At 57.6% G+C, this 19,440-nt stretch carries 21 protein-coding genes; 9 read left to right on the forward strand and 12 right to left on the reverse strand.

Annotated elements, in window-relative coordinates; all coding sequences use genetic code 11:
* Positions 1-10: 10 nt before the first annotated feature.
* From pqiA to rmf, 4 genes are all read left to right on the forward strand, one after another.
* Positions 11-1,294, forward strand: a complete 1,284-nt coding sequence (gene pqiA, locus F3J36_RS00655; protein WP_021508312.1) for a membrane integrity-associated transporter subunit PqiA — start codon at positions 11-13, stop codon at positions 1,292-1,294.
* Entirely contained in the window at positions 1,266-2,909 is a 1,644-nt protein-coding gene (gene pqiB, locus F3J36_RS00660) for an intermembrane transport protein PqiB (RefSeq protein WP_021508311.1), read from the forward strand. Before pqiA ends, pqiB begins: the two co-directional genes overlap by 29 nt.
* Positions 2,906-3,472 carry a membrane integrity-associated transporter subunit PqiC gene (gene pqiC / locus F3J36_RS00665; RefSeq protein WP_021508310.1) on the forward strand — a complete coding sequence of 189 codons (567 nt, stop codon included), beginning with the start codon at positions 2,906-2,908 and terminating at the stop codon, positions 3,470-3,472. Before pqiB ends, pqiC begins: the two co-directional genes overlap by 4 nt.
* Before the next feature lie 267 nt (positions 3,473-3,739).
* Complete coding sequence (gene rmf / locus F3J36_RS00670; RefSeq protein WP_013508548.1) at positions 3,740-3,907, forward strand: ribosome modulation factor; 168 nt, start codon at positions 3,740-3,742, stop codon at positions 3,905-3,907.
* Positions 3,908-3,973: 66 nt separating this feature from the next.
* On the opposite strand, the gene fabA is transcribed toward rmf, so the two are convergent.
* Together fabA and F3J36_RS00680 are read right to left on the reverse strand one after the other, a co-directional pair.
* Positions 3,974-4,492 (reverse strand): bifunctional 3-hydroxydecanoyl-ACP dehydratase/trans-2-decenoyl-ACP isomerase, encoded by a 519-nt coding sequence (gene fabA, locus F3J36_RS00675; RefSeq protein ID WP_010616565.1) that lies wholly within the window; start codon positions 4,490-4,492, stop codon positions 3,974-3,976.
* A gap of 67 nt (positions 4,493-4,559) precedes the next feature.
* Complete coding sequence (locus F3J36_RS00680) at positions 4,560-6,422, reverse strand: Lon protease family protein (protein WP_166718654.1); 1,863 nt, start codon at positions 6,420-6,422, stop codon at positions 4,560-4,562.
* Between the two features lie 53 nt (positions 6,423-6,475).
* On the opposite strand from F3J36_RS00680, the gene matP reads away from it, so the two are divergent.
* Entirely contained in the window at positions 6,476-6,943 is a 468-nt protein-coding gene (gene matP, locus F3J36_RS00685; protein ID WP_166718655.1) for a macrodomain Ter protein MatP, read from the forward strand.
* Positions 6,944-7,012: 69 nt separating this feature from the next.
* On the opposite strand, the gene ompA is transcribed toward matP, so the two are convergent.
* Together ompA and sulA are read right to left on the reverse strand one after the other, a co-directional pair.
* Positions 7,013-8,083, reverse strand: a complete 1,071-nt coding sequence (ompA, locus tag F3J36_RS00690; RefSeq protein WP_058759727.1) for a porin OmpA — start codon at positions 8,081-8,083, stop codon at positions 7,013-7,015.
* A gap of 348 nt (positions 8,084-8,431) precedes the next feature.
* Positions 8,432-8,923 carry an SOS-induced cell division inhibitor SulA gene (gene sulA, locus F3J36_RS00695; protein ID WP_031279848.1) on the reverse strand — a complete coding sequence of 164 codons (492 nt, stop codon included), beginning with the start codon at positions 8,921-8,923 and terminating at the stop codon, positions 8,432-8,434.
* A gap of 224 nt (positions 8,924-9,147) precedes the next feature.
* Here sulA and F3J36_RS00700 point away from each other — a divergent pair, with 224 nt between their 5' ends.
* Positions 9,148-9,777: a TfoX/Sxy family DNA transformation protein gene (locus tag F3J36_RS00700; RefSeq protein ID WP_058759726.1), complete on the forward strand. Its 630-nt coding sequence runs from the start codon at positions 9,148-9,150 to the stop codon at positions 9,775-9,777.
* Here the strand turns inward: F3J36_RS00700 and yccS are convergent.
* Together yccS and F3J36_RS00710 are read right to left on the reverse strand one after the other, a co-directional pair.
* Complete coding sequence (gene yccS, locus F3J36_RS00705; RefSeq protein WP_166718656.1) at positions 9,774-11,912, reverse strand: YccS family putative transporter; 2,139 nt, start codon at positions 11,910-11,912, stop codon at positions 9,774-9,776. The two genes, F3J36_RS00700 and yccS, sit on opposite strands and share 4 nt — an antisense overlap.
* An 8-nt stretch (positions 11,913-11,920) precedes the next feature.
* Entirely contained in the window at positions 11,921-12,364 is a 444-nt protein-coding gene (locus F3J36_RS00710) for a YccF domain-containing protein (protein WP_058780794.1), read from the reverse strand.
* A gap of 123 nt (positions 12,365-12,487) precedes the next feature.
* Here F3J36_RS00710 and helD point away from each other — a divergent pair, with 123 nt between their 5' ends.
* A complete protein-coding gene (gene helD / locus F3J36_RS00715; protein WP_166718657.1) occupies positions 12,488-14,542 on the forward strand; it encodes a DNA helicase IV in 2,055 nt (684 codons plus the stop codon).
* Between the two features lie 4 nt (positions 14,543-14,546).
* Here helD and F3J36_RS00720 read toward each other — a convergent pair whose 3' ends face one another.
* On the reverse strand, positions 14,547-15,008 hold the full coding sequence (locus F3J36_RS00720; RefSeq protein ID WP_021508301.1) for a methylglyoxal synthase: 462 nt from the start codon (positions 15,006-15,008) through the stop codon (positions 14,547-14,549).
* 68 nt (positions 15,009-15,076) lie between these two features.
* The gene (locus F3J36_RS00725; RefSeq protein ID WP_021508300.1) at positions 15,077-15,703 is read right to left on the reverse strand and encodes a DUF2057 family protein; all 627 of its coding nucleotides are present in this window, start codon (positions 15,701-15,703) and stop codon (positions 15,077-15,079) included.
* Between the two features lie 174 nt (positions 15,704-15,877).
* Here F3J36_RS00725 and F3J36_RS00730 point away from each other — a divergent pair, with 174 nt between their 5' ends.
* Positions 15,878-16,291, forward strand: a complete 414-nt coding sequence (locus F3J36_RS00730) for a CoA-binding protein (protein WP_166718658.1) — start codon at positions 15,878-15,880, stop codon at positions 16,289-16,291.
* A gap of 31 nt (positions 16,292-16,322) precedes the next feature.
* Here the strand turns inward: F3J36_RS00730 and hspQ are convergent, their stop codons facing one another.
* Together hspQ and rlmI are read right to left on the reverse strand one after the other, a co-directional pair.
* Positions 16,323-16,640: a heat shock protein HspQ gene (hspQ, locus tag F3J36_RS00735; protein WP_021508298.1), complete on the reverse strand. Its 318-nt coding sequence runs from the start codon at positions 16,638-16,640 to the stop codon at positions 16,323-16,325.
* Between the two features lie 59 nt (positions 16,641-16,699).
* Complete coding sequence (gene rlmI, locus F3J36_RS00740) at positions 16,700-17,890, reverse strand: 23S rRNA (cytosine(1962)-C(5))-methyltransferase RlmI (RefSeq protein WP_166718659.1); 1,191 nt, start codon at positions 17,888-17,890, stop codon at positions 16,700-16,702.
* 82 nt (positions 17,891-17,972) lie between these two features.
* Here rlmI and yccX point away from each other — a divergent pair, with 82 nt between their 5' ends.
* Positions 17,973-18,251 carry an acylphosphatase gene (yccX, locus tag F3J36_RS00745; protein WP_166718660.1) on the forward strand — a complete coding sequence of 93 codons (279 nt, stop codon included), beginning with the start codon at positions 17,973-17,975 and terminating at the stop codon, positions 18,249-18,251.
* Here the strand turns inward: yccX and tusE are convergent, their stop codons facing one another.
* Positions 18,252-18,578, reverse strand: coding sequence for a sulfurtransferase TusE (tusE, locus tag F3J36_RS00750; RefSeq protein WP_010616552.1), 327 nt, complete (start codon positions 18,576-18,578; stop codon positions 18,252-18,254).
* Between the two features lie 100 nt (positions 18,579-18,678).
* Positions 18,679-19,335, reverse strand: coding sequence for an FtsH protease modulator YccA (gene yccA / locus F3J36_RS00755; RefSeq protein ID WP_021508295.1), 657 nt, complete (start codon positions 19,333-19,335; stop codon positions 18,679-18,681).
* Positions 19,336-19,440: the final 105 nt, after the last annotated feature.

Raw genomic sequence — 19,440 nt, forward strand, 5'->3', positions numbered from 1 at the left:
GGGAGTCAGCATGTGTGCCACGCATCAGACGCAGCACTGGATGCTCTGTCCGCAGTGTGATTTAACCGTAAAACTGCCCGCCGTACCGGTGGGCAGCCGTGCGCGCTGTCCGCGCTGTCACACCACGCTGGTGGCTAACTGGCACGAACCGCGTAAACGTCCCACCGGCTATGCGCTGGCGGCGCTGTTTATGCTGCTGCTGGCCAATCTGTTTCCGTTTATCAGCATGCATGTGGCCGGTCTCAGCAGCCAGATTTCGCTGATGGCTATCCCGCAGGTGATGGATCGCGAGGATTATCGCAGCCTCGCCACGCTGTTCCTGCTGTTTGTGCAGGGCATTCCGGCTTTCTGCATGATCGCCATTCTGCTGCTGGTGAATCCGGTGCGCCTGCCGCACAGCCTGCGACTCGGGCTGGCACGCATTCTGTTTCAATTGCGCAGCTGGGGTATGGCCGAAATTTTCATGGCCGGCGTGCTGGTCAGCTTCGTCAAACTGATGGCCTACGGTGAAATTGGCCTTGGCAGCAGCTTCTGGCCGTGGTGCCTGTTTTGTCTGCTGCAGCTGCGTGCGTTTCAGTGCGTCGATCGCCGCTGGGTCTGGCAGCGGATCGATCCGCTGCCGCCGCTGGCGCAAACGCCTCAGGCGGGCATCAGCGGACTGAAGCAGGGGTTGCGCAGCTGTCCGTGCTGCACCGCGATTCTGCCGGCTGCTGAGAAAACCTGTCCGCGCTGCGGCGTGAGCGCTGCGCCGCGCAGGCAGCACAGCCTGCAGTGGACGCTGGCGCTGCTGATCACCTCGGTGATGCTGTATATCCCGTCGAATATTATGCCGATCATGGTGACCGAAACGCTCGGCTCGCAGTATCCGTCCAACATTATGGCCGGCGTCATTTTGCTGTGGAGCGATGGCTCCTGGCCGGTCGCGCTGGTGATTTTTATCGCCAGTATTATGGTGCCTTCGCTGAAGATGGTGGCGATTGGCTGGCTGTGCTGGCACGCCAGCGGCCGCGGCCGGCGCGACAGCGAGAAGATGCACCTGATTTATGAGGTGGTGGAGTTTGTTGGCCGCTGGTCAATGATTGATGTGTTTGTGATCGCTGTGCTTTCTGCGCTGGTGCGCATGGGCCAGCTGATGAGTGTTTACCCTGCGCCAGGCGCGCTATTGTTTGCGCTGGTGGTGATTCTGACTATGTTCGCCGCCATGACGTTTGATCCGCGCCTGATTTGGGATCGCCTACAGGAAACTGAACGTAAGGAGCCGCGTCTTGACGGACAACCAACACGGCATTGCTAACGTCGACCAGATTAAACGCTGGTCGCCGGTGTGGATCGTACCTATCGTCACGCTGTTAATCGGCGGATGGATTCTGTTTTATCACTTCAGCCATCAGGGACCGCAGGTCACGCTGATCACCGAAAACGCCGAAGGCATCGTTGCCGGTAAAACCACCATTAAAAGCCGCAGCGTCGACGTGGGCACCGTCGAAAGTGCGGTACTGACGGACGATCTGCACCATGTGGAGATCACCGCACGCCTGAATGCCGGCATGGAAAAACTGCTGCATAAAGACAGCGTGTTTTGGGTGGTGAAGCCGCAGATTGGCCGGGAAGGGGTGACGGGCCTCGGTACGCTGCTCTCCGGCGCCTACATTGAACTGCAGCCCGGCGCCAAAGGGGATAAGCCAGAGCACTATCAGCTGCTCGACGCGCCGCCGCTGGCACCGCCGGATGCCAAAGGTATTCGCGTCATCCTTGACAGCAAAAAAGCCGGCCAGCTTAATCCGGGCGATCCGGTGCTGTTCCGCGGCTATCGCGTCGGTACGGTGGAAACCAGCACCTTTGATACCGACAAGCGCATGATGACCTATCAGCTGTTCATCGCCGCGCCTTACGATCGGCTAATTACCACCAATGTGCGCTTCTGGAAAGACAGCGGCATTGCGGTGGATATGTCCGCTTCCGGCATGCGCGTCGAAATGGGCTCGCTGACGACCCTGTTTAGCGGTGGTGTGAGCTTTGACGTGCCGGACGGCTGGGAACTCGGCGAGCTGGCCAAAAATCAGGACGACTACCATCTGTATGATGACCAGCGCAGCATTCAGGATTCGCTGTACACCAAGCACACTGATTTCCTGATGTTCTTCAGCGACTCGATTCGTGGTCTGCAGGTCGGCGCTCCGGTAGAGTTCCGCGGCATTCGTCTTGGTACCGTGGCTCAGGTGCCTTACATGATCCCGGGCGTGAATCAGGCGCTGAACACTGATTACCGTGTGCCGGTGCTGATCCGCATCGAGCCGGACCGCTTTATCAGCCGTCTGGGTGGCGACTTCAATCTTGAACAGCATCTGCAGGATGGTAAGAAACGCGGCCTGCGCGCCACGCTGAAAACCGGCAACCTGCTGTCCGGTGCGCTGTTTGTCGATCTCGACTTCTATGACAATGCACCGGCTTACAAAGGACCGAACGAAGTGGCGGGGCTGGAAGTGATTCCGACCGTGAGCGGCGGTCTGAGCCAGATTCAGCAGAAACTGATGGCGGCGCTGGATAAAATCAACGCACTGCCGCTCAACCCGATGATCAACCAGGCCACCGGCACGCTGAAAGAGAGCCAGCGCACCCTGCAGCAGCTGCAGAAAACGCTGGATAACCTTAATCAGATCACCGCCAACCCGGCGATGAAAACGCTGCCGGCCGATATGCAGCAAACCCTGCGCGAGCTTAATCGCAGCATGAAGGGGCTGCAGCCGGGATCGCCAGCCTATAACAAACTGGTGGGCGATATGCAGCGCCTTGACCAGGTGCTGCGCGAATTGCAGCCGGTGCTGAAAACGCTCAACAGTAAGAGCAACGCGCTGGTATTTGAAGCCAAACCCGGTCAGGATCCGCAGCCAAAGAGGGCGAAACAGTGAAAAAAGGGCTGATTATCGGTGCTGTGCTGCTGCTGGCGGGCTGCAGCAGCACTATCGACACCACATATTACCAGCTGCCTGCGGGCAGCAATATGGCGCGCGTCAGCAGTGACGCCTCCGCCAGCCAGCCGATGATTTGGGTTGAACAGGTGAGCGTGCCGGATTATCTCGCCGGCAACGGGCTGGTTTATCAAACCAGCGACGTGAAGTACGTGATTGCCGCCAACAATCTGTGGGCCAGTCCGCTCGACCAGCAGCTGCAGCAGACACTGGTGAGTAACCTCGGCCAGGCGTTGCCCGGCCGGCTGGTGGCCAGTCAGCCGCTGGGTGACACGCACGATACGCTCAGCGTGCACGTCACCGGCTTCCACGGCCGCTATGACGGCAAGGTGGTAGTAAGCGGTGAATGGCTGTTACAACATCAAGGCCGGCTTATCAAACATGGCTTTAATCTGACGCTGCCGCAGACCGAAGATGGCTACGATGCGCTGGTGCGCACGCTGGCGCTCGGCTGGCAGCAAACGGCACAGCAAATCGCTAACAGCGTGGTGACGCTAAATTAGGATTTGTTCGATGCTTATGCTAAGTCCCTGATTTGCCGTTATGTGACGGCGCGCAAATCAGGGACTTTTTTATTGCGGAATCAGCCAGATATGGCGGCGGCACTGAGAGATTTGTGTCGATTTCACGGCAAATTGATGACATTGGCGTGAATTTTGCGCATTGACCTTTCACCCACCACAGGTTAGAACATTACTGTGGTTGAACATTAATTCACCACTCTTTCTTTCCACCAGATTCCACCAGACCTGAAATGAGGGAAACGAGGTATGAAGAGACAGAAGAGAGACCGCCTGGAACGAGCACATTCACGAGGCTATCAGGCAGGCATTACCGGCCGCTCAAAAGAGATATGCCCTTATCAAATGATCGATGCCCGGTCTCACTGGTTGGGAGGTTGGCGACAAGCCATGGAGGACAGGTCGGCGGTGGCTTAGGCACCGTCGGATGTCTGTAAACAGGAAAAAAAACCTCCGCTGCGTGCGGAGGTTTTTGTTGGCGGGTCAGAATGCTGAAGTGTCTTTAAACAGGCCCACTTTCAGGTCAGTCGCGGTGTAAATCAGGTTACCGTCGACGAACACTTCGCCATCGGCCACGCCCATCACCAGCTTGCGGTTGATGACGCGTTTGAAGTGAATTTTGTAAGTAACCAGCTTCGCCGTCGGCAGAACCTGGCCGGTGAATTTCACTTCACCCACACCCAGCGCACGGCCTTTACCTTCCGCACCCAGCCAGCCGAGATAGAAGCCAACCAGCTGCCACATAGCATCCAGACCCAGACAGCCTGGCATCACCGGATCGCCTTTAAAGTGGCAATCAAAGAACCACAGGTCAGGGCGGATATCCAGTTCGGCTTCCACATAACCTTTATCAAATTTGCCGCCGTCTTCGGTCATTTTGACCACGCGGTCCATCATCAACATGTTGTCAGACGGAAGCGGTGGGCCATTCTCGCCAAATAGTTCGCCGCGACCAGAGGCAATCAGGTCTTCTTTGCTATAGGATTCGCGTTTATCTACCATGTTCTCAATATGCCTTCTTTTAGTGAAGCCCGAATATTAGCGAACAGTTGTACGCTGGGCAATGTAATCAGCTGTGGTTGAACCAGTTGAGCCAGCGTAATGGCCAGGGCCGCGGTCGGTTTTCTTGCTGATTGAGCTGAGTAATGCGCTCCTGAATGGTGCTCAGCAGCGAGTCGCCGCTTTCGCTCTGCCAGGCAATACCGGTTAACAGCGGCAGCGCTTCGTCAACGCGCTCAATCGCCCAGATATGGAACTGGCCCTGCTGTACCGCTTCTACCACGTCGTCGCTGAGGCTGAGATGGCGCACGTTGCTGGCAGGCAGAATCACGCCCTGTTTGCCGGTCAGCTCGCGCGACTGGCAGATGTGGAAGAAGCCTTCGATTTTCTCATTCAGACCACCCACCGGCTGCACGTTACCAAACTGGTCCACCGAACCGGTAACGGCAATCTGCTGGTTCAGCGGCTGGTTTGCCAGCGCGCTGATCAGCACACACAGCTCGGCCAGCGAGGCGCTGTCACCGTCGACTTCGGAGTAAGACTGCTCAAACACCAGCGATGCCGAGAAGGGCAGCTGCTGTTCCAGCTCCAGCTCGGAAATCAGATACGCCTGCATGATCATCATACCTTTGGCGTGGATGTTGCCACCAAGCTCCGCTTTGCGCTCCACGTCGGTAAATTCGCCATCGCCCGGATGCACAACACAGGTGATGCGTGACGGCTCGCCCCACGGACGTGGATGGCCAGGGAATTCAATCACCGACAGGCCGTTGATCTGCCCGACCACTTCGCCTTCCGTTTCGATCATAATCTGATTCAGCAGGATCTCATCGCGCATCCGGTCGGCGAGGAAACTCTCGCGCCACTGGCGTGCTTCCAGCGCCTCTTTCAGCGCCTCACCATTCAGCGTGTCACCGTGCAGCGCGGCTTCCTGCAGCTGACGACGCAGCCAGCGCGGGCACAGCGGCAGCGTGTCCTGATCGCCGGTCAGACGCACCGCTTCCTGGATCAGCAGCGGCCAGAAATCAGCTTCGGGTGGCGTCAGGCCGGCCAGCTCCGCCTGGCATAGCGTCCAGCGGCACCAGTTGGCCATGTCATCCTCATCGACCAGCTGGAGATTCTCTTCGAATTCGCTGTAAAGCGCCATTTCGTGCACTTCAACGTCCAGTTCCTGGAAGCTGGCCAGCGCCTCGCGATCGCCACATAAAATCAGACGCAGCTGCAGCGGCAGTGAGGGAATGGTCACCGGCAGGGGACGACGCTCGTCCGGTGAATACCAGTCAAAGCGGCCCAGCTCGATCACTTTGCGCAGGCGCAGCCACAGCAGCGGCTGTGCCAGCAGGGTGTTGATCGACAGGATCAGCGTGCCACCGTTAGCCTGATGCAGCAGACCGGGCTCCAGCTGTACGCGATCTTTATACTGACGCACGCAGCCAAACAGCTGTTCGGACTCAATCCAGTCGGCGTAATGCACGCCGCCGGTGCTGGTGAAGGGACGGCTGGCATCGACCGGCGGTTGCAGGCTGACGTTGTCGCCCATCACATGGTAATCACCGCCGTACAGCGCGTCCTCGTCAGGCTGAAAGCGCTGCGCCGCCTCGGCAATCCACGCCAGATAATCACTGTTTTCCTGGCTGCGTAACAGCAGCAGCGGAAAGCCCAGCGTTTGATGATGTAAATGCGCCAGCGCATTCAGCAGACGCGGCTGAACCGCGGCAAGCGTATCGCTATCTTCCAGAGAGACGGTTGAGAAAAGTGATTGGTAGCGTGAGCTATCCGGCTGCAGGGCTTGCCACGTAAGTTGAGTGCTGGTCAAAATATTCGCATTAGTCTGGTTCAGGAAAAGCGCGATTATACAGGATTCAACCCGGTTAAGCACGGCGCACTTCCGGCCTGAACTGTGATGGCCGCAACATGTTTTTCCTTGCTGCATCCGGGAAAAAAGCTGTTATTCTTAGTTTGTTACGTGATCACGATGAGATTCCGATGAAATACCAGCAACTCGAAAATCTTGAAAGTGGATGGAAGTGGAAATACCTGGTGAAAAAGCATCGGGAAGGTGAGCTGATCACCCGGCATATTGAGCTGAGCGCTGCGCAGGCGGCGGTAGAGATGTTGCTGGCGATGGAGAATAACCCGGTTGAGGTCGGTGACTGGATCGCAAAGCATATCCATCCGGAGCTGGAAAACCGTCTGAAGCAGACCATACGCGCGCGGCGTAAACGTCATTTCAACGCAGAGCATCAGCACACGCGGAAAAAATCGATCGATCTGGAGTATCTGGTGTGGCAGCGTCTGGCCGGTCTGGCGCAGCGTCGTAACAGCACCCTGTCAGAGACCATCGTTCAGCTGATTGAAGATGCAGAACGCAAAGAGAAGTATGCCAGTCAGATGTCGACGCTGAAGCAGGATCTGCAGGCGATTCTGGGTAAAGGCGGCGCGGATAACGAATAGCAAAAAATTGTGTGTGATAAAAAGCCAAAAAAAACCCCGCTGAAGCGGGGTTTTTTATTGCGCGATAACTTAAGCCTGTGGCTGAGTTACAACGTCTTTGATACCTTTCACGTCGATTTCTACGCGACGGTCTGGCGCCAGGCAGTCGATCAGGGCATTGCGGCCTTTCACGCTGTCACAGGTGTTGCCAGTAACTGGGTTAGATTCACCCATGCCACGTGCAGAGATCTTGTTAGCCGGGATACCTTTAGATACCAGGTAGTCGACAACAGACTGAGCACGTTTCTCAGACAGTTTCTGGTTGTACTGGTCTGAACCGATGCGGTCGGTGAAGCCCAGAACCACAACAGAACCGTCTTTCGGATCCATTGAGCTCAGCTGGCTGTACAGCTGATCCAGAGCCTGCTGGCCTTCTGGCTTCAGGGTAGATTTGTTGAAGGTGAACAGCACGTCAGACTTCAGAGTGAAACGCTTGGTTTCAACAACCGGAGCCGGAGCTGGCGCTGGAGCAACAACTGGTGCAGCAGCTTCGTCCTGACCGAAACGGTAAGAAACGCCGACGCTCAGCATGCTGTTGTCTGGACGCGCACCAACGGTACCTGCGTCACCGATGTTGTTAACCCACTGGTAGTCCAGGCGAGTCGCCCAGTTTTTGGTCAGTGCGTATTCAACACCAACAGCAGCCAGCGGAGAAACGCCGGTGTCGTGGTTGCTGATGCGGCCGTTGTCTGGGTTGGTCTGAGTTGAATCAGCACGCCATACCATGCCGCCCAGACGGGTGTACACGTCCAGATCGTCAGCAATTGGGTAGCTCAGTTTAGCTGCCAGCTGAACGCCCTGTGCTTTGAATGCGCCATTGGTCACGTTGCCTTTGTTCGGCATACGGCCCAGCCAGTCGTAGCCCAGCTCGAAGCCCAGGTATGGGTTAGCCTGGTAGCCCAGGAAAGCACCTGCGCCCAGCTGAGATTCGTGAGTTGGACCGTCGTTGTTTTCGTAACCGTTACCGTAGTAACCAGTATCGTGATACTGAGACCAGCCCAGTTTAGCACCGGTATACCAGGTGTCATCTTTAGGAGCGGCCTGCGCTACGGTAGCGAAGCCAGCCAGTGCCACTGCAATTGCGATAGCTGTCTTTTTCATTTTGCGCCTCGTTATCATCCAAATAGGCAATGAGCAAAAAGGTTGCTCTTGGTTGTAATCCTTCGCCGGGTCTAAACGCTCGCTTATGACTCTACCGAAAAAACGGAGGTTATTGAGCACCCTGGCGAGGTAAAGTCTACAACGAGATTGGAAACTTACAAGTATGATGTGACGTCAGCGGATAAAAAAACAGGGATTTATACACACATTTTAACAAATGACATGGCAAAATTTTCGCTACCGGAAAAGAAAAATGCGGCTAAGCCATTGTCATAGCTGGCGGGAAAAGAATCAGTGGCTTAGCCGCAACTTTGTGAAAAAATAGCGTGAGAAAAATCTTAGTTTTACTTAATGAAACAAATCAGAGGGAATTTTTGCGCTGTTTGGCTGTCTGGACAGAGCAAGATCCCGCCCCTGAGGACGCATAATCAATCCCAGCGCTTCGCCTTCGGCGGCTGCCTGCTCAAGTTCCAGGCGCTCTTCATTGCTCAATTCATAAGGAATCCAGGCGAGTACCACGCTGTAGTTGCCGGTGCGCAACGCTTTCACCATGCTCTCAACCGTGCTTAAACGCTCGGATTCCGTGATATGCATACTCTTTTCCAGCGGTAAGCCTGACTGCTGCATCCAGCTGCGGTTCAGTTTGTGCGCTGGCGTCAGCCACAGCTGCCAGCGTGACTGGGTGCTCAGCTGCTTGAGGACCGGCAGTAACAGCAGCGGCATGATGCCGGGCTGCTCGCTATAACGCAGTTCAGTAATACCACCCAGAGAAGGTTGCGTTAAGCCCGTCGCAGCGAAACGGTGAGCACGATCAGCAGGGCCAGAGTATTGAGTACGCATATTTTAATCACTCAGTAATGAACTGTATGAATATACAGTAATGAGTTCCTGGATAAAGATCAACCTCAATTTCTGAAAATGCCTCGCAAATTCCGCACAAGATCCGCGCGTTGCCGCTTTTATTCATTGAACAGCTAAATCGTTTTTTCTATCTTCTAACCAGATGAATCTCTGAGCTTTTTATAGGAAATTTCCCGCGCAAGGAATGAGGAAAAGGGGACGTTATGAAGAAAAATAATCCGGTGGTTGAGCAGTCCAAAGCCCAGTTAGCGGCATTGGGAAAAATTGAATCGCGCACCCAGTTTGGTGGTTACGCGCTGGCGGTCGAAAAGGTGGTGTTTGCTTACATCAATGAGGATGCGCTCTATCTGCGCGCCAGTGAGGCGCTACAGCACTATGCCGCACAGCGCCCGCTGGAACCGTTGATATACCGCAAGCGCGGCATGCCGGTGACGCTCAGCTACTACAAAGTGGATAAACAGCTCTGGCAGGACGCCGATCAGCTGCTGCGCTTATCGGCCAGTTCGCTGTCTGCGGCGCGCGCCGAGGCGGCAAACAGACTTGTCTTGCTCAGGCTGAAAGATCTGCCCAATCTCAGCCTGCGCATGGAGCTGATGCTGCACAAAGTCGGGATCAATTCTGTTCGCTTACTGTATGAAATGGGCTCGCGTCAGAGCTGGCTGAAGCTGCGGGCGGTGAATAAAGACATCGGCCTGAAAACGCTGCTGGCGCTGGAAGGGGCCATTTCCGGCCATCACCAGGCCGCTTTGCCGGCGGCGGTACGTGAAGAGTTGAGCGCCTGGTATCAGGAAACGCTCCGCCAGCACGCCGCGGCGGAGCGCCTGTTGCCTTAAGCGGCAGCGAGGGTGCGGCGCAGGCGGGCAATTTCCGGCAGCAGCGCAATCAGCAGCCCCAGCTGCTGCAACACCAGCGGTGCCTGCGCCTCCTCACTGGTTTTCAGCGCGCTCAGGCGCTGCATCAGTGCCTGCTGCATCGTTTCCGCCTGCGCTTCGCTGACGCGATCGATCTGCAGCACATCCTCGACGAAGCATACCGCGTCATCTAAAAGTGTCAGCAGTTCGCCCTGCGTCAGCTGCTCCCGGTGCGCGCCCAGCGCTGAGATGTAGCTGAGAAACGAGTGGTTGAGGCACATCAGACGGAACGCATTCTCGCGCAGCGGCGGCTGTTGCTTCAGTTCGCCGCTGATATTGGACACCACGGACGCCAGTTCCGCATCGGCGTTGTGCGCGTCACGGCGCGCCACGCGGTAGGCGAGACGGTTATCTTTACCCTGATGATACTGTTCCAGGATGGCATCAAGATAACGACAGTTGGCATTCAGCGTGCGATCGGCAACCGTCGTCAGCTGACGGAAACGCCAGTCAGGCCAGACAAACGCCACCGCCAGCCAGGCCAGACCACAGCCGAGCAAGGTATCCACCACGCGTGGCAGGGCGACATCAAAGCCTTCACCCAGCAGATTGAAGCACAGCAGCACCAGCAGGGTGATGAACAGCGTCGCCTGCGCGTACTGAATCTGGCGGAAGGCAAAAAACAGCACGCCGCTCAGCACAATCAAAACCAACTGGCCCTCGATAGAGGGCACCAGCCACAGCACCGGCAGGCCAATCGCAATACCGGCCAGGGTTCCGCCAATGCGCAGCGCCAGCCGCCGTCGTGTGGCGTTGTAGTTAGGCTGGCAGACAAACAGGCTGGTCAGCAGGATCCAGTAGCCGCGATGCAGGCCGGTAAGCTGAATGAAGGCGTACCCCACGCACAGCACCAGCGACATGCGCACCGCGTGCCGGAATAACGCCGAGGTCGGACTCAGATGGCGACTGAGGCGCAGACGGATATCAGCCCAGCCACTCAAGCCTTCGCGCGACAGATGGTGATCGCTCTGCGTCAGCGGTTCTGCCAGCCGCTGCTCTGATTCGATCGACGCCAGCTGCGCATCAATGGCGCGTAAGTTGCGCAGCAACCAGAACAGCGGACGAATGTGCGTCGCCTGCGGATCGTTATGTTGCAGGCGCTGCAGGGCGGTCTCCAGGCGTTCAAAGCTGCGCGCAAAGTGGCTATCGTGGTGCCACGGCTGGCGCAGCACGATATTCTCTGCCAGCTGGCGACAGGCCTGCGCCTGCATGTTCAGCAGCCGCTGAAAGCGAAACAGCACCTCGTTGTAACGCCAGTCATCGCGCAGCAGGTGATATTGCAGATGCGACGAGCTGGCGCGCTCGTGAATATCCTGCGCCACAAAATAGTAATGCAGGCTGCGCCGCGTACTGCGCGAGCCGCGGTCGCCGCGTAAACGGCTCTGAATGGTGGTTTTCGTCAGGTTGAGCTGCGCCACCAGCTGGCTATTGACCATCGCGGTGGCGATCAGCGCCGCGTCATCCTGCTCACCGCCGTCAGGATCAAACAGATTGGCCTTGGCTTCCAGATAGCGCGCCAGCTGGGAAAAGCTGGCGGCTAGCTGCTCCTGCACCGGGCGCACCGGAAACATCAGGTGGCCGATAAAGGTCAGCAGGTTGTACCACAGCGCGCCAATCAGCAGCAGCGCCGGCTGCATCCACCACTGCGGAAACAGGCCAATGCCCAGCATGGTGTACACCGCGATCAGCAGGGCACCAAACGCAATGGTGGCGTAGCGCTGCCCCAGCGCGCCCAGCAGAATAAATCCCCAGCTGGAGAGCGCCAGACCGATAGCAAACAGCCACGGGTGCGGAAACAGCAGCTCGACCGAGACCGAGGCAATGCAGAAGCACACCAGCGTGATGAGCAGGTTGCGCACGCGGCCGGTCCAGCGATCGTCAAGATCGGCCAGCGCCGCCGCCACGACGCCGAGCGTCAGCGGGATGGTCCACTCAATCTGCTGCAGCCACCAGGGAACGGCGGCACAGCCGGCCAGCGCGAAGAAGATGCGCAGCAGGTAGCGCAGGCTGCTGTTGAACAGATAACGGCGCCAGCCGGGCATAGCGTCAGGCATCATCTTCAGCCTCAGTAGCGGCGCCGCGCGTTGGCTTCACGCGCCGCCTGCGCTTCTTCCACTGACACCACGCGACGACCTACCGGCCACAGCGCGATAGCGGCGATTTTGAAGTGGGCAATGCCGGTCGGAATACCGATGATGCTCAGACACTGCAGGATGCCGGTTGAGATGTGCATCAGGCACAGCCACCAGCCAAAGAAAATCAGCCAGAACAGGTTGAGGAAGGTGCCGCCGGCGTTCAGCACGTGGTTTTTGCTCTCCGGGCGCAGCACGTCAACGTGAACCGCTTCGTTGCCAAACGGCAGCAGGGACAGTTTGGTAATCTCCCAGCAGGAGCGGGTCAGCGGCAGGGTAAAGATCAGCACGATGCTGATCAGTGTGGCCAGCAACCAGCCGAGGGTGGTGATAAAGCCGCCAAGAACAAAATTCAGAATATTAAGCACGGTGCGCATAACGCGATTTTCCTTTTGCAATCCGCAATATGTGTCGCCCAGTTTAGCGTGTTTTAAGGCTGGAGCGCTAAGGGTCTGACAGGTAAACTGCGCGATAATTGAATTCCACATGACGGTGCGGAGATGGAACTAAAAGCAACATCCATGGGTAAACGGCTGGCACAGCATCCCTATAACCGGGTGCGATTGCTGGCTGCCGGTGTGGAAGTCAGCGGCGATCGCCACGAGTACCTGATCCCGTTTAATCAGTTGATCGGTATTACCTGCAAACGCGGCCTGGTGTGGGGCGAGCTGGAGTTTTTGTTACCGGAAGAGAAAGTGGTGCGGTTGCACGGCACCGAGTGGCAGGAAACCCAGCGTTTTTACCATTACCTGCAGCAGGCGTGGCAGCAGTGGAGCCTTGAGATGAGCGAAATCAGCGCGCAGGTGCTGAGCGCGCTGCAGCAGGAGATCGTCGCGTTTACCGGCCAGGATCGCTGGCTGAAGCGCAGCGAGCTGGCTGCGGTAAAAGAGACCATCACGCGCCAGTTTTCCGCCTTACCGCTGCCGCTGGCACGGCTGGAGGAGTTTGATAACTGCCGCACGCTGTGGCGCTTTTGCCAGCAGTGGCTTGAGCAGGGCGAGAGCGCGATTCGGCAGCGCAACCGCGAGTGGAGCGCGCGGGTGATCAGCGACAATCACGCCTTCTTCTCCACCGTCGAAACCACGCCGCTCAATCCATCGCAGTGTGAGGCGGTGGTCAACGGTGAAGACGCGCTGCTGGTGCTGGCCGGCGCGGGCAGCGGTAAAACCTCGGTGCTGGTGGCGCGCGCCGGCTGGCTGTTACAGCGCAAACTGGCGCAGCCGGAGCAAATCCTGCTGCTGGCTTTTGGTCGCCAGGCGGCGGAAGAGATGAACGATCGGATCCAGACGCGGCTGGGTGAGAGCGCGATTCAGGCGCGTACGTTCCACGCGCTGGCGCTGCACATCATTCGTGAAGGCAGCAATAAGCAGCCGGTCATCAGCCGGCTGGAAAGTGACAGCAGCGCACGACGTCAGTTGCTGATCGAAAACTGGCGTGAGCAGTGCAACAGCAAAAAGGCGCAGGCCAGCGGCTGGCGACAGTGGTTGCGGGAAGAGCTGGCGTGGGACGTGCCGGAAGGTCCGTTCTGGCAGGATGACAAACTGGCGCAGCGTCTTGCGGTGCGGCTGGAGCGCTGGCTCGGCCTGATGCGCATGCACGGCGGCGCGCAGGCGGCGATGATTGCCGATGTGCCGGAACCGCTGCGCGACAATTTCACGAAGCGCGTCAGGCTGATGGCACCGCTGCTGAAAGCATGGAAAAGCGCACTGAAAACCGAGGGCGCGGTGGATTTTTCCGGGCTGATCCACCAGGCGATCGCTGTGCTGGAGAAGGGTCGCTTTATCAGCCCGTGGAAGCACATTCTGGTGGATGAATTCCAGGATATTTCACCGCAGCGGGCGGCGCTGCTCAGCGCGCTGCGGCAGCAAAATAAGCGCACCAGTTTGTTTGCGGTCGGCGATGACTGGCAGGCGATCTATCGCTTTAGCGGCGCGGAGATGAGCCTGACCACCGCATTTCATCACTATTTTGGCGAAGGCGACCGCTGCGTGCTGGATACCACCTACCGCTTCAACGATCGCATCGGTGACATTGCCAACCGCTTTGTGCAGCAGAATCCGCATCAGCTGCGCAAGCCGCTCAACAGCCTGAGCAAAGGGAACAAGAAATCCATTACGCTGCTGCCGCAGGAGCAACTGGAAGCGCTGCTCGACAAGCTGAGCGGTTACGCGAAGTCGGACGAACGCGTACTGCTGCTGGCGCGTTACCATCATCTGCGTCCGGCGATGCTGGATAAAGCCAAAACCCGCTGGCCGAAACTGCGTATCGACTTCATGACCATCCACGCCAGTAAAGGTCAGCAGGCGGATTTTGTCATCGTGCTGGGGCTGCACGAAGGGCGTGACGGTTTCCCGGCGCAGGCGCGCGAGTCGATCATGGAAGAGGGATTGCTACCACAGCCGGAGGATTTTCCGCATGCCGAAGAGCGGCGTCTGGCCTACGTGGCCATCACGCGCGCGCGTCAGCAGGTGTGGCTGATGTTTGATAAAGAGCGGCCTTCCGTGTTTGTCGAACACCTGCGCGAACTGGGCGTTGCGCAGAGCCGGAAGGCCTGAGCCATCAGGCTTTCAGGCGTTCCGTCAGGTAGCGCTGATAATCGGGGATCTGGATGGTCACTTCGCTGGCAAACATCGGCGAATGGATAATGAAATCCGCGGTGGCGCGGTTGGTTGCTACCGGGATATTCCATACGGTAGCCAGGCGCAGCAGCGCTTTGACGTCCGGATCGTGCGGTACTGCATTGAGTGGATCCCAGAAGAAGAACAGCACGTCAATTTTGCCTTCAGCAATCAGCGCGCCGACCTGCTGATCGCCGCCCATTGGCCCGCTGAGCATGGCATTCACATCCAGTCCGGTGTGACGATTGATCAGGTTGCCGGTGGTGCCGGTGGCGTATAGCACGTGAGGTTGCAGCGCATTTTGATTGATTTTTACCCAGTCCAGCAGCGAGGCTTTGCAGTGGTCGTGGGCAACGAGGGCGATGTGTTTCTGAACTTTCAGGGTACGAACGGTCTGCTCCATGGGGCTTCCTGTTTCGGCGCGTGCAAACGTAGTGAATGCACGAGTTTACCCCTGGCGTTCAGCTGCTATCAACTTGCGCGTAGGGTTTTCACCCAACTGATAAAACGCTGCCGCGTGGCGGCATCAACACGCTGCAGCCAGCGTTGCAGCGCGGGCAAATTACTGGCGTCCTGCCATACCATATCCAGACTGAGACTGGCGTCCGGTACGCTGGCCGCCTGCAGCGCAAAGCGCGGCACGCTGGCCGCCTGCGCCGTACGGTTGTAATTGATCATCGCCTGTTCAACATTGCCGCTGCTCTCACCCGGCAACCGATCGCGAATGCTGGCTATTTCATTACCACGCTCATCAATCAGCTGAAAATTTAACGATTTATCAAACAGGCTGCGTTCGCGGCGGTTATTCAGCGCCGGCAGGCGAATCGCTACGGAATGGGCGTCGGCGGTGAAGGTGACAATCATCAGTTCTGAGCGGAAGTGAGTGGCATCGGCGCAGGGTTTATCCACGCGAAACAGAAACTGATGCTGACCGCGCTCCAGCTCAAGGCTGTCCGCGCCTTTCAGCAGCGAACCTGAGATTTTGCGCCCATCCAGCACCAGCAGGTCGATCTGCGGATCGAGCTTCAGGGTAATGGCATGGCAGGTTGCCGATACGAGCAGCAACAGCAAACCCGTAACAGCCAGAGACAGCTTCATTTCAACTCCCGGAACAGGGGAAAAAGGGCGATGTGTAGCAAATTATTACATTATGGCAGTTAATTTACATTTTAACATATTTATTCGTGTCGCCGCGCAAACTTTTCGTGCGCTGCGCTTGCACTTTAGCGCGCAATGGCATCTACACTCAGGCGAGTGAACAAGGAGAAAAACATGAACGATCAAACGATTCGCGATGTCCTGACGCAAACCCAACGCATCGCGCTGGTCGGTGCCAGCGATCGCACTGAGCGTGCCAGCTATGGCGTAATGAGATACCTGCTCGATCAGGGTTATGACGTGGTGCCGGTGAGCCCGAAGCTGGCGGGACAGCAGCTGCTGGGCCAGACCGTGTATGGCACGCTGGCGGAGATCCCGGGCAAGATCGACATGGTGGATGTGTTCCGCAATTCCGAAGCGGCATGGGGCGTGGCGCAGGAAGCGATTGCTATCGGAGCCAAAACCCTGTGGCTGCAGCTGGGCGTGATCAATGAGCAGGCGGCGGTGCTGGCGCGTGATGCCGGGCTGACGGTGGTGATGGATCGCTGCCCGAAGATAGAAATCCCGCGGCTGGGTGTAACGCATTAAAGACAAACGGCGACGCGGCGTCGCCGTACACTTAATGCCGCAGGCTGGGCGCCTGCAGCTGCTGGCGGATCGAGGCGGCCAGCTCATCCATGGAGGGCTGTTCCGGATGCTCGAACGAGGTTTCGCCGGCCAGCTGAATCTCAGCGATATAGGTATGCACCTGTTCGCCTTCCTCATCTTCCATCACTACGTGATACCAGGGGGCCGCACGCAGCGATTCCGTCGCGCCAACCTCATCCAGCTGCGGATCGTCCAGCGAATACTCCGGGTCGACATCCACGATCACGCCGAGCACCCCGGAGAGACGGTGCCGGACCTGCTGTCCAATTCCAAATTTACTGGCAATCATTGTGACCTCCCAAAACTTTGCCCTGCCACCGATATGGGGGCAGGGACAGCGTTTTCAAGTCACAGCACGCGACAGGCAAAGCCTTTCAGATAAAGCCCTTCAGGATAGCTGGCGATCACCGGATGGTCGGCTGCCTGACGGAACTGCTCTATAAATTGTACATCACGACCGGCATCAACAGCGGCATCGGCGATAATTTTCTGGAACAACTCGGTGGCCATCAGCCCGGAACAGGAGAAAGTCAGCAGAATGCCGCCCGGATTCAGCAGCTGCATCGCCAGCATGTTGATGTCTTTATAGCCGCGGCAGGCACCCATCAGCTGGTTTTTATTCTCAACGAATTTCGGCGGATCCATGACGATCATGTCGAACTTCTCGCCGCTGTCGCGGTAGCGACGCAGCAGTTTGAACACATCGTCACGCAGGAACTGCGCGCGTGAGACATCCAGCCCGTTAAGCGCCACGTTCTGTTTTGCTACGTCAAGGGCGTCCTGCGAGGTATCCACGCTGATCACTTCCCGGCAGCCGCCGAGCAGAGCAGAGACCGCAAAGCCGCCGGTGTAGGAGAAGCAGTTAAGCACGCGGGCATTTTCCGCGTAACGACGGGTGGCAAAACGGCTGTCACGCTGATCGAGGTAATAACCGGTCTTGTGACCACCCTGAATATCCACCAGCAGCTGCATGCCGTGCTCGGTTATCGGCAGCAGCGCAGGCGGCAGCTCACCGCTTACCGGACCCTGTGCCAGCTCCAGTCCCTCTTTCTTGCGCACCGCCACGTCAGAGCGGTCGTAGATGGCGCAGTCGGGATAGCACTGCTGCAGCGCCGAGACGAGAGCCGGACGCTGATACTCCGCACCGGCCGACAGCAGTTGCAGCACCAGGAAGTTACCGAAGCGATCAATCGTAACGCCCGGCAGTCCATCGGACTCGCCGGCAATCAGGCGATAGCTGTCCAGCCCGTCGCGCTCTGCCAGCCAGTCGCGCCACTGCTGGGCTTTTTGCAGCGTGCGCACAAAGAAGGCGATGTCGATTGACTCATCCTGCTGCCAGCTCCAGACGCGCGCGCGAATTTGTGACTGAGGAGAGTAGGCGGCGCGGGCCAGCCATTTGCCGTTGCTGTCACAGATATCAATGGTTTCACCCGACTGGGCTTTACCTTCCATACGGGCAACGGCGCCGGAGAACACCCACGGATGGCGGCGGAGCAGGGATTTTTCACGTCCCTTAGCGAGAATCAATCGAACGGTCATGTTTGCTATGCTTACCTGAAAAAATGAGGCGCCATTTTCCGGTGGATGGCGGCAAAATGCAACGCACAAAGGGGAGATCGCCATGGCGACGACAGGTTATAAAATCTGGGTTCACGGCAGGGTGCAGGGCGTGGGCTTTCGTTATTACACCCAGGCGCAGGCGGAAGCGCTGGGCGTCACCGGCTATGCGCATAATCTGGCCGATGGCAGCGTGGAGGTGCTGGCGGCGGGAGAAGCGCAGCAGGTGGAGTCACTGATTGCGTGGCTGAATGCGGGCGGACCACCCAGTGCCCGGGTCGATAAGGTGCTGGTGGAGCCGCATCAGCTGGCGGAGCGGCCGACGCGGTTTACTACCGGATGATCACAGACACTTCGCTGGTTTTGGCAGGCCAGCGATTTTAGTGGCCTGTTTGGCCGGACCTTCCGGGAACAGGCGAAACAGATAGCGGCTGTTGCCTTTCTCTTCGCCATATTTTTGCGCCATGGCTTTGACCAGCATGCGCACCGCCGGCGACGTATTAAACTGCTGATAAAAATCACGCACAAAGTGCACCACTTCCCAGTGCGCTTCACTCATCTCAATCGCTTCCTGCTGGGCGATGGCCTGCGCCAGCGCTTCACTCCAGTCGGCGCTATTTTTCAGATAGCCTTCCGCGTCAGTGGCAATCTCTTTACCGGCAAAAATCACGTTGTTTCCTCATATCGTCAGCGCGCCTATTGTAAAGGCGGCGGCGGATAAAAAGCAAAAACCCCGCCGGAGCGGGGTTTAACGGTGCGTGCTTTACGTCTTAGTCGCGGTTGGCGAAGCCCAGCAGGCTCAGCAGGCTGACAAAGATGTTGTACAGCGAGACATACAGGCTGACGGTGGCGCGAATGTAGTTGGTTTCACCGCCCTGAATGATGTTGCTGGTTTCCCACAAAATGGCACCGGCAGAGAACAGAATAAACAAGGCGCTGATCGCCAGGTGCAGCGCGGGCAGCTGCAGGAAGATATTGGCAACCACGGCCACCAGCAGCACCACAAAGCCGGCCATCATCATGCCGCCAAGGAAAGACATGTCGCGACGCGTGGTCAGGACATAGGCGGAACAGCAGAAGAACACCAGCGCGGTGCCGCCCAGCGCCATGGCGATAACATCACCCATACCGGCGGTGAGGAACGAGCTGAGAATCGGACCGAGGCAGTAACCGAGGAAGCCGGTAAAGGCAAACGCGGCCAGAATACCCGCCGGGCTGTTCGCCAGGCGATAGGTCAGAAACATCAATCCGTAAAAGCCCACCAGCATCAGAATCAGTCCCGGCGAGGGCAGGGCGTAGACGGTGCTGAGCGTGGCGGTGACGGCGGAAAACGCCAGCGTCAGGCCAAGTAAGAAATAAGTATTGCGCAGCACTTTATGGGTGCTGAGTAGCGACTGCTGCTGTGACGAGCTAATTATTCTGTCCATCATGCGCTCCTGTTAGAGAGAGAACACCAAATATGGCCTGAGAATACGCAACGGTCAGAGGACAGAAAAGGCGTTTTACCCATCTTTACGCGATAAATTGCTGTT

It is taken from the genome of Pantoea sp. Cy-640, from assembly GCF_011752635.1.
GTDB lineage: Bacteria > Pseudomonadota > Gammaproteobacteria > Enterobacterales > Enterobacteriaceae > Pantoea > Pantoea dispersa.

Excerpts from the sequence above, each read along its gene's own strand:
- pqiA (WP_021508312.1), top strand. The coding sequence starts at position 11 with ATGTGTGCCACGCATCAGACGCAGCACTGGATGCTCTGTCCGCAGTGT.
- rmf (WP_013508548.1), top strand. The coding sequence starts at position 3,740 with ATGAAGAGACAGAAGAGAGACCGCCTGGAACGAGCACATTCACGAGGC.
- fabA (WP_010616565.1), bottom strand. The coding sequence starts at position 4,492 with ATGGTAGATAAACGCGAATCCTATAGCAAAGAAGACCTGATTGCCTCT.
- F3J36_RS00680 (WP_166718654.1), bottom strand. The coding sequence starts at position 6,422 with ATGCAGCAAGGAAAAACATGTTGCGGCCATCACAGTTCAGGCCGGAAG.
- matP (WP_166718655.1), top strand. The coding sequence starts at position 6,476 with ATGAAATACCAGCAACTCGAAAATCTTGAAAGTGGATGGAAGTGGAAA.
- ompA (WP_058759727.1), bottom strand. The coding sequence starts at position 8,083 with ATGAAAAAGACAGCTATCGCAATTGCAGTGGCACTGGCTGGCTTCGCT.
- sulA (WP_031279848.1), bottom strand. The coding sequence starts at position 8,923 with ATGCGTACTCAATACTCTGGCCCTGCTGATCGTGCTCACCGTTTCGCT.
- F3J36_RS00700 (WP_058759726.1), top strand. The coding sequence starts at position 9,148 with ATGAAGAAAAATAATCCGGTGGTTGAGCAGTCCAAAGCCCAGTTAGCG.
- yccS (WP_166718656.1), bottom strand. The coding sequence starts at position 11,912 with ATGATGCCTGACGCTATGCCCGGCTGGCGCCGTTATCTGTTCAACAGC.
- F3J36_RS00710 (WP_058780794.1), bottom strand. The coding sequence starts at position 12,364 with ATGCGCACCGTGCTTAATATTCTGAATTTTGTTCTTGGCGGCTTTATC.
- helD (WP_166718657.1), top strand. The coding sequence starts at position 12,488 with ATGGAACTAAAAGCAACATCCATGGGTAAACGGCTGGCACAGCATCCC.
- F3J36_RS00720 (WP_021508301.1), bottom strand. The coding sequence starts at position 15,008 with ATGGAGCAGACCGTTCGTACCCTGAAAGTTCAGAAACACATCGCCCTC.
- F3J36_RS00725 (WP_021508300.1), bottom strand. The coding sequence starts at position 15,703 with ATGAAGCTGTCTCTGGCTGTTACGGGTTTGCTGTTGCTGCTCGTATCG.
- F3J36_RS00730 (WP_166718658.1), top strand. The coding sequence starts at position 15,878 with ATGAACGATCAAACGATTCGCGATGTCCTGACGCAAACCCAACGCATC.
- hspQ (WP_021508298.1), bottom strand. The coding sequence starts at position 16,640 with ATGATTGCCAGTAAATTTGGAATTGGACAGCAGGTCCGGCACCGTCTC.
- rlmI (WP_166718659.1), bottom strand. The coding sequence starts at position 17,890 with ATGACCGTTCGATTGATTCTCGCTAAGGGACGTGAAAAATCCCTGCTC.
- yccX (WP_166718660.1), top strand. The coding sequence starts at position 17,973 with ATGGCGACGACAGGTTATAAAATCTGGGTTCACGGCAGGGTGCAGGGC.
- yccA (WP_021508295.1), bottom strand. The coding sequence starts at position 19,335 with ATGGACAGAATAATTAGCTCGTCACAGCAGCAGTCGCTACTCAGCACC.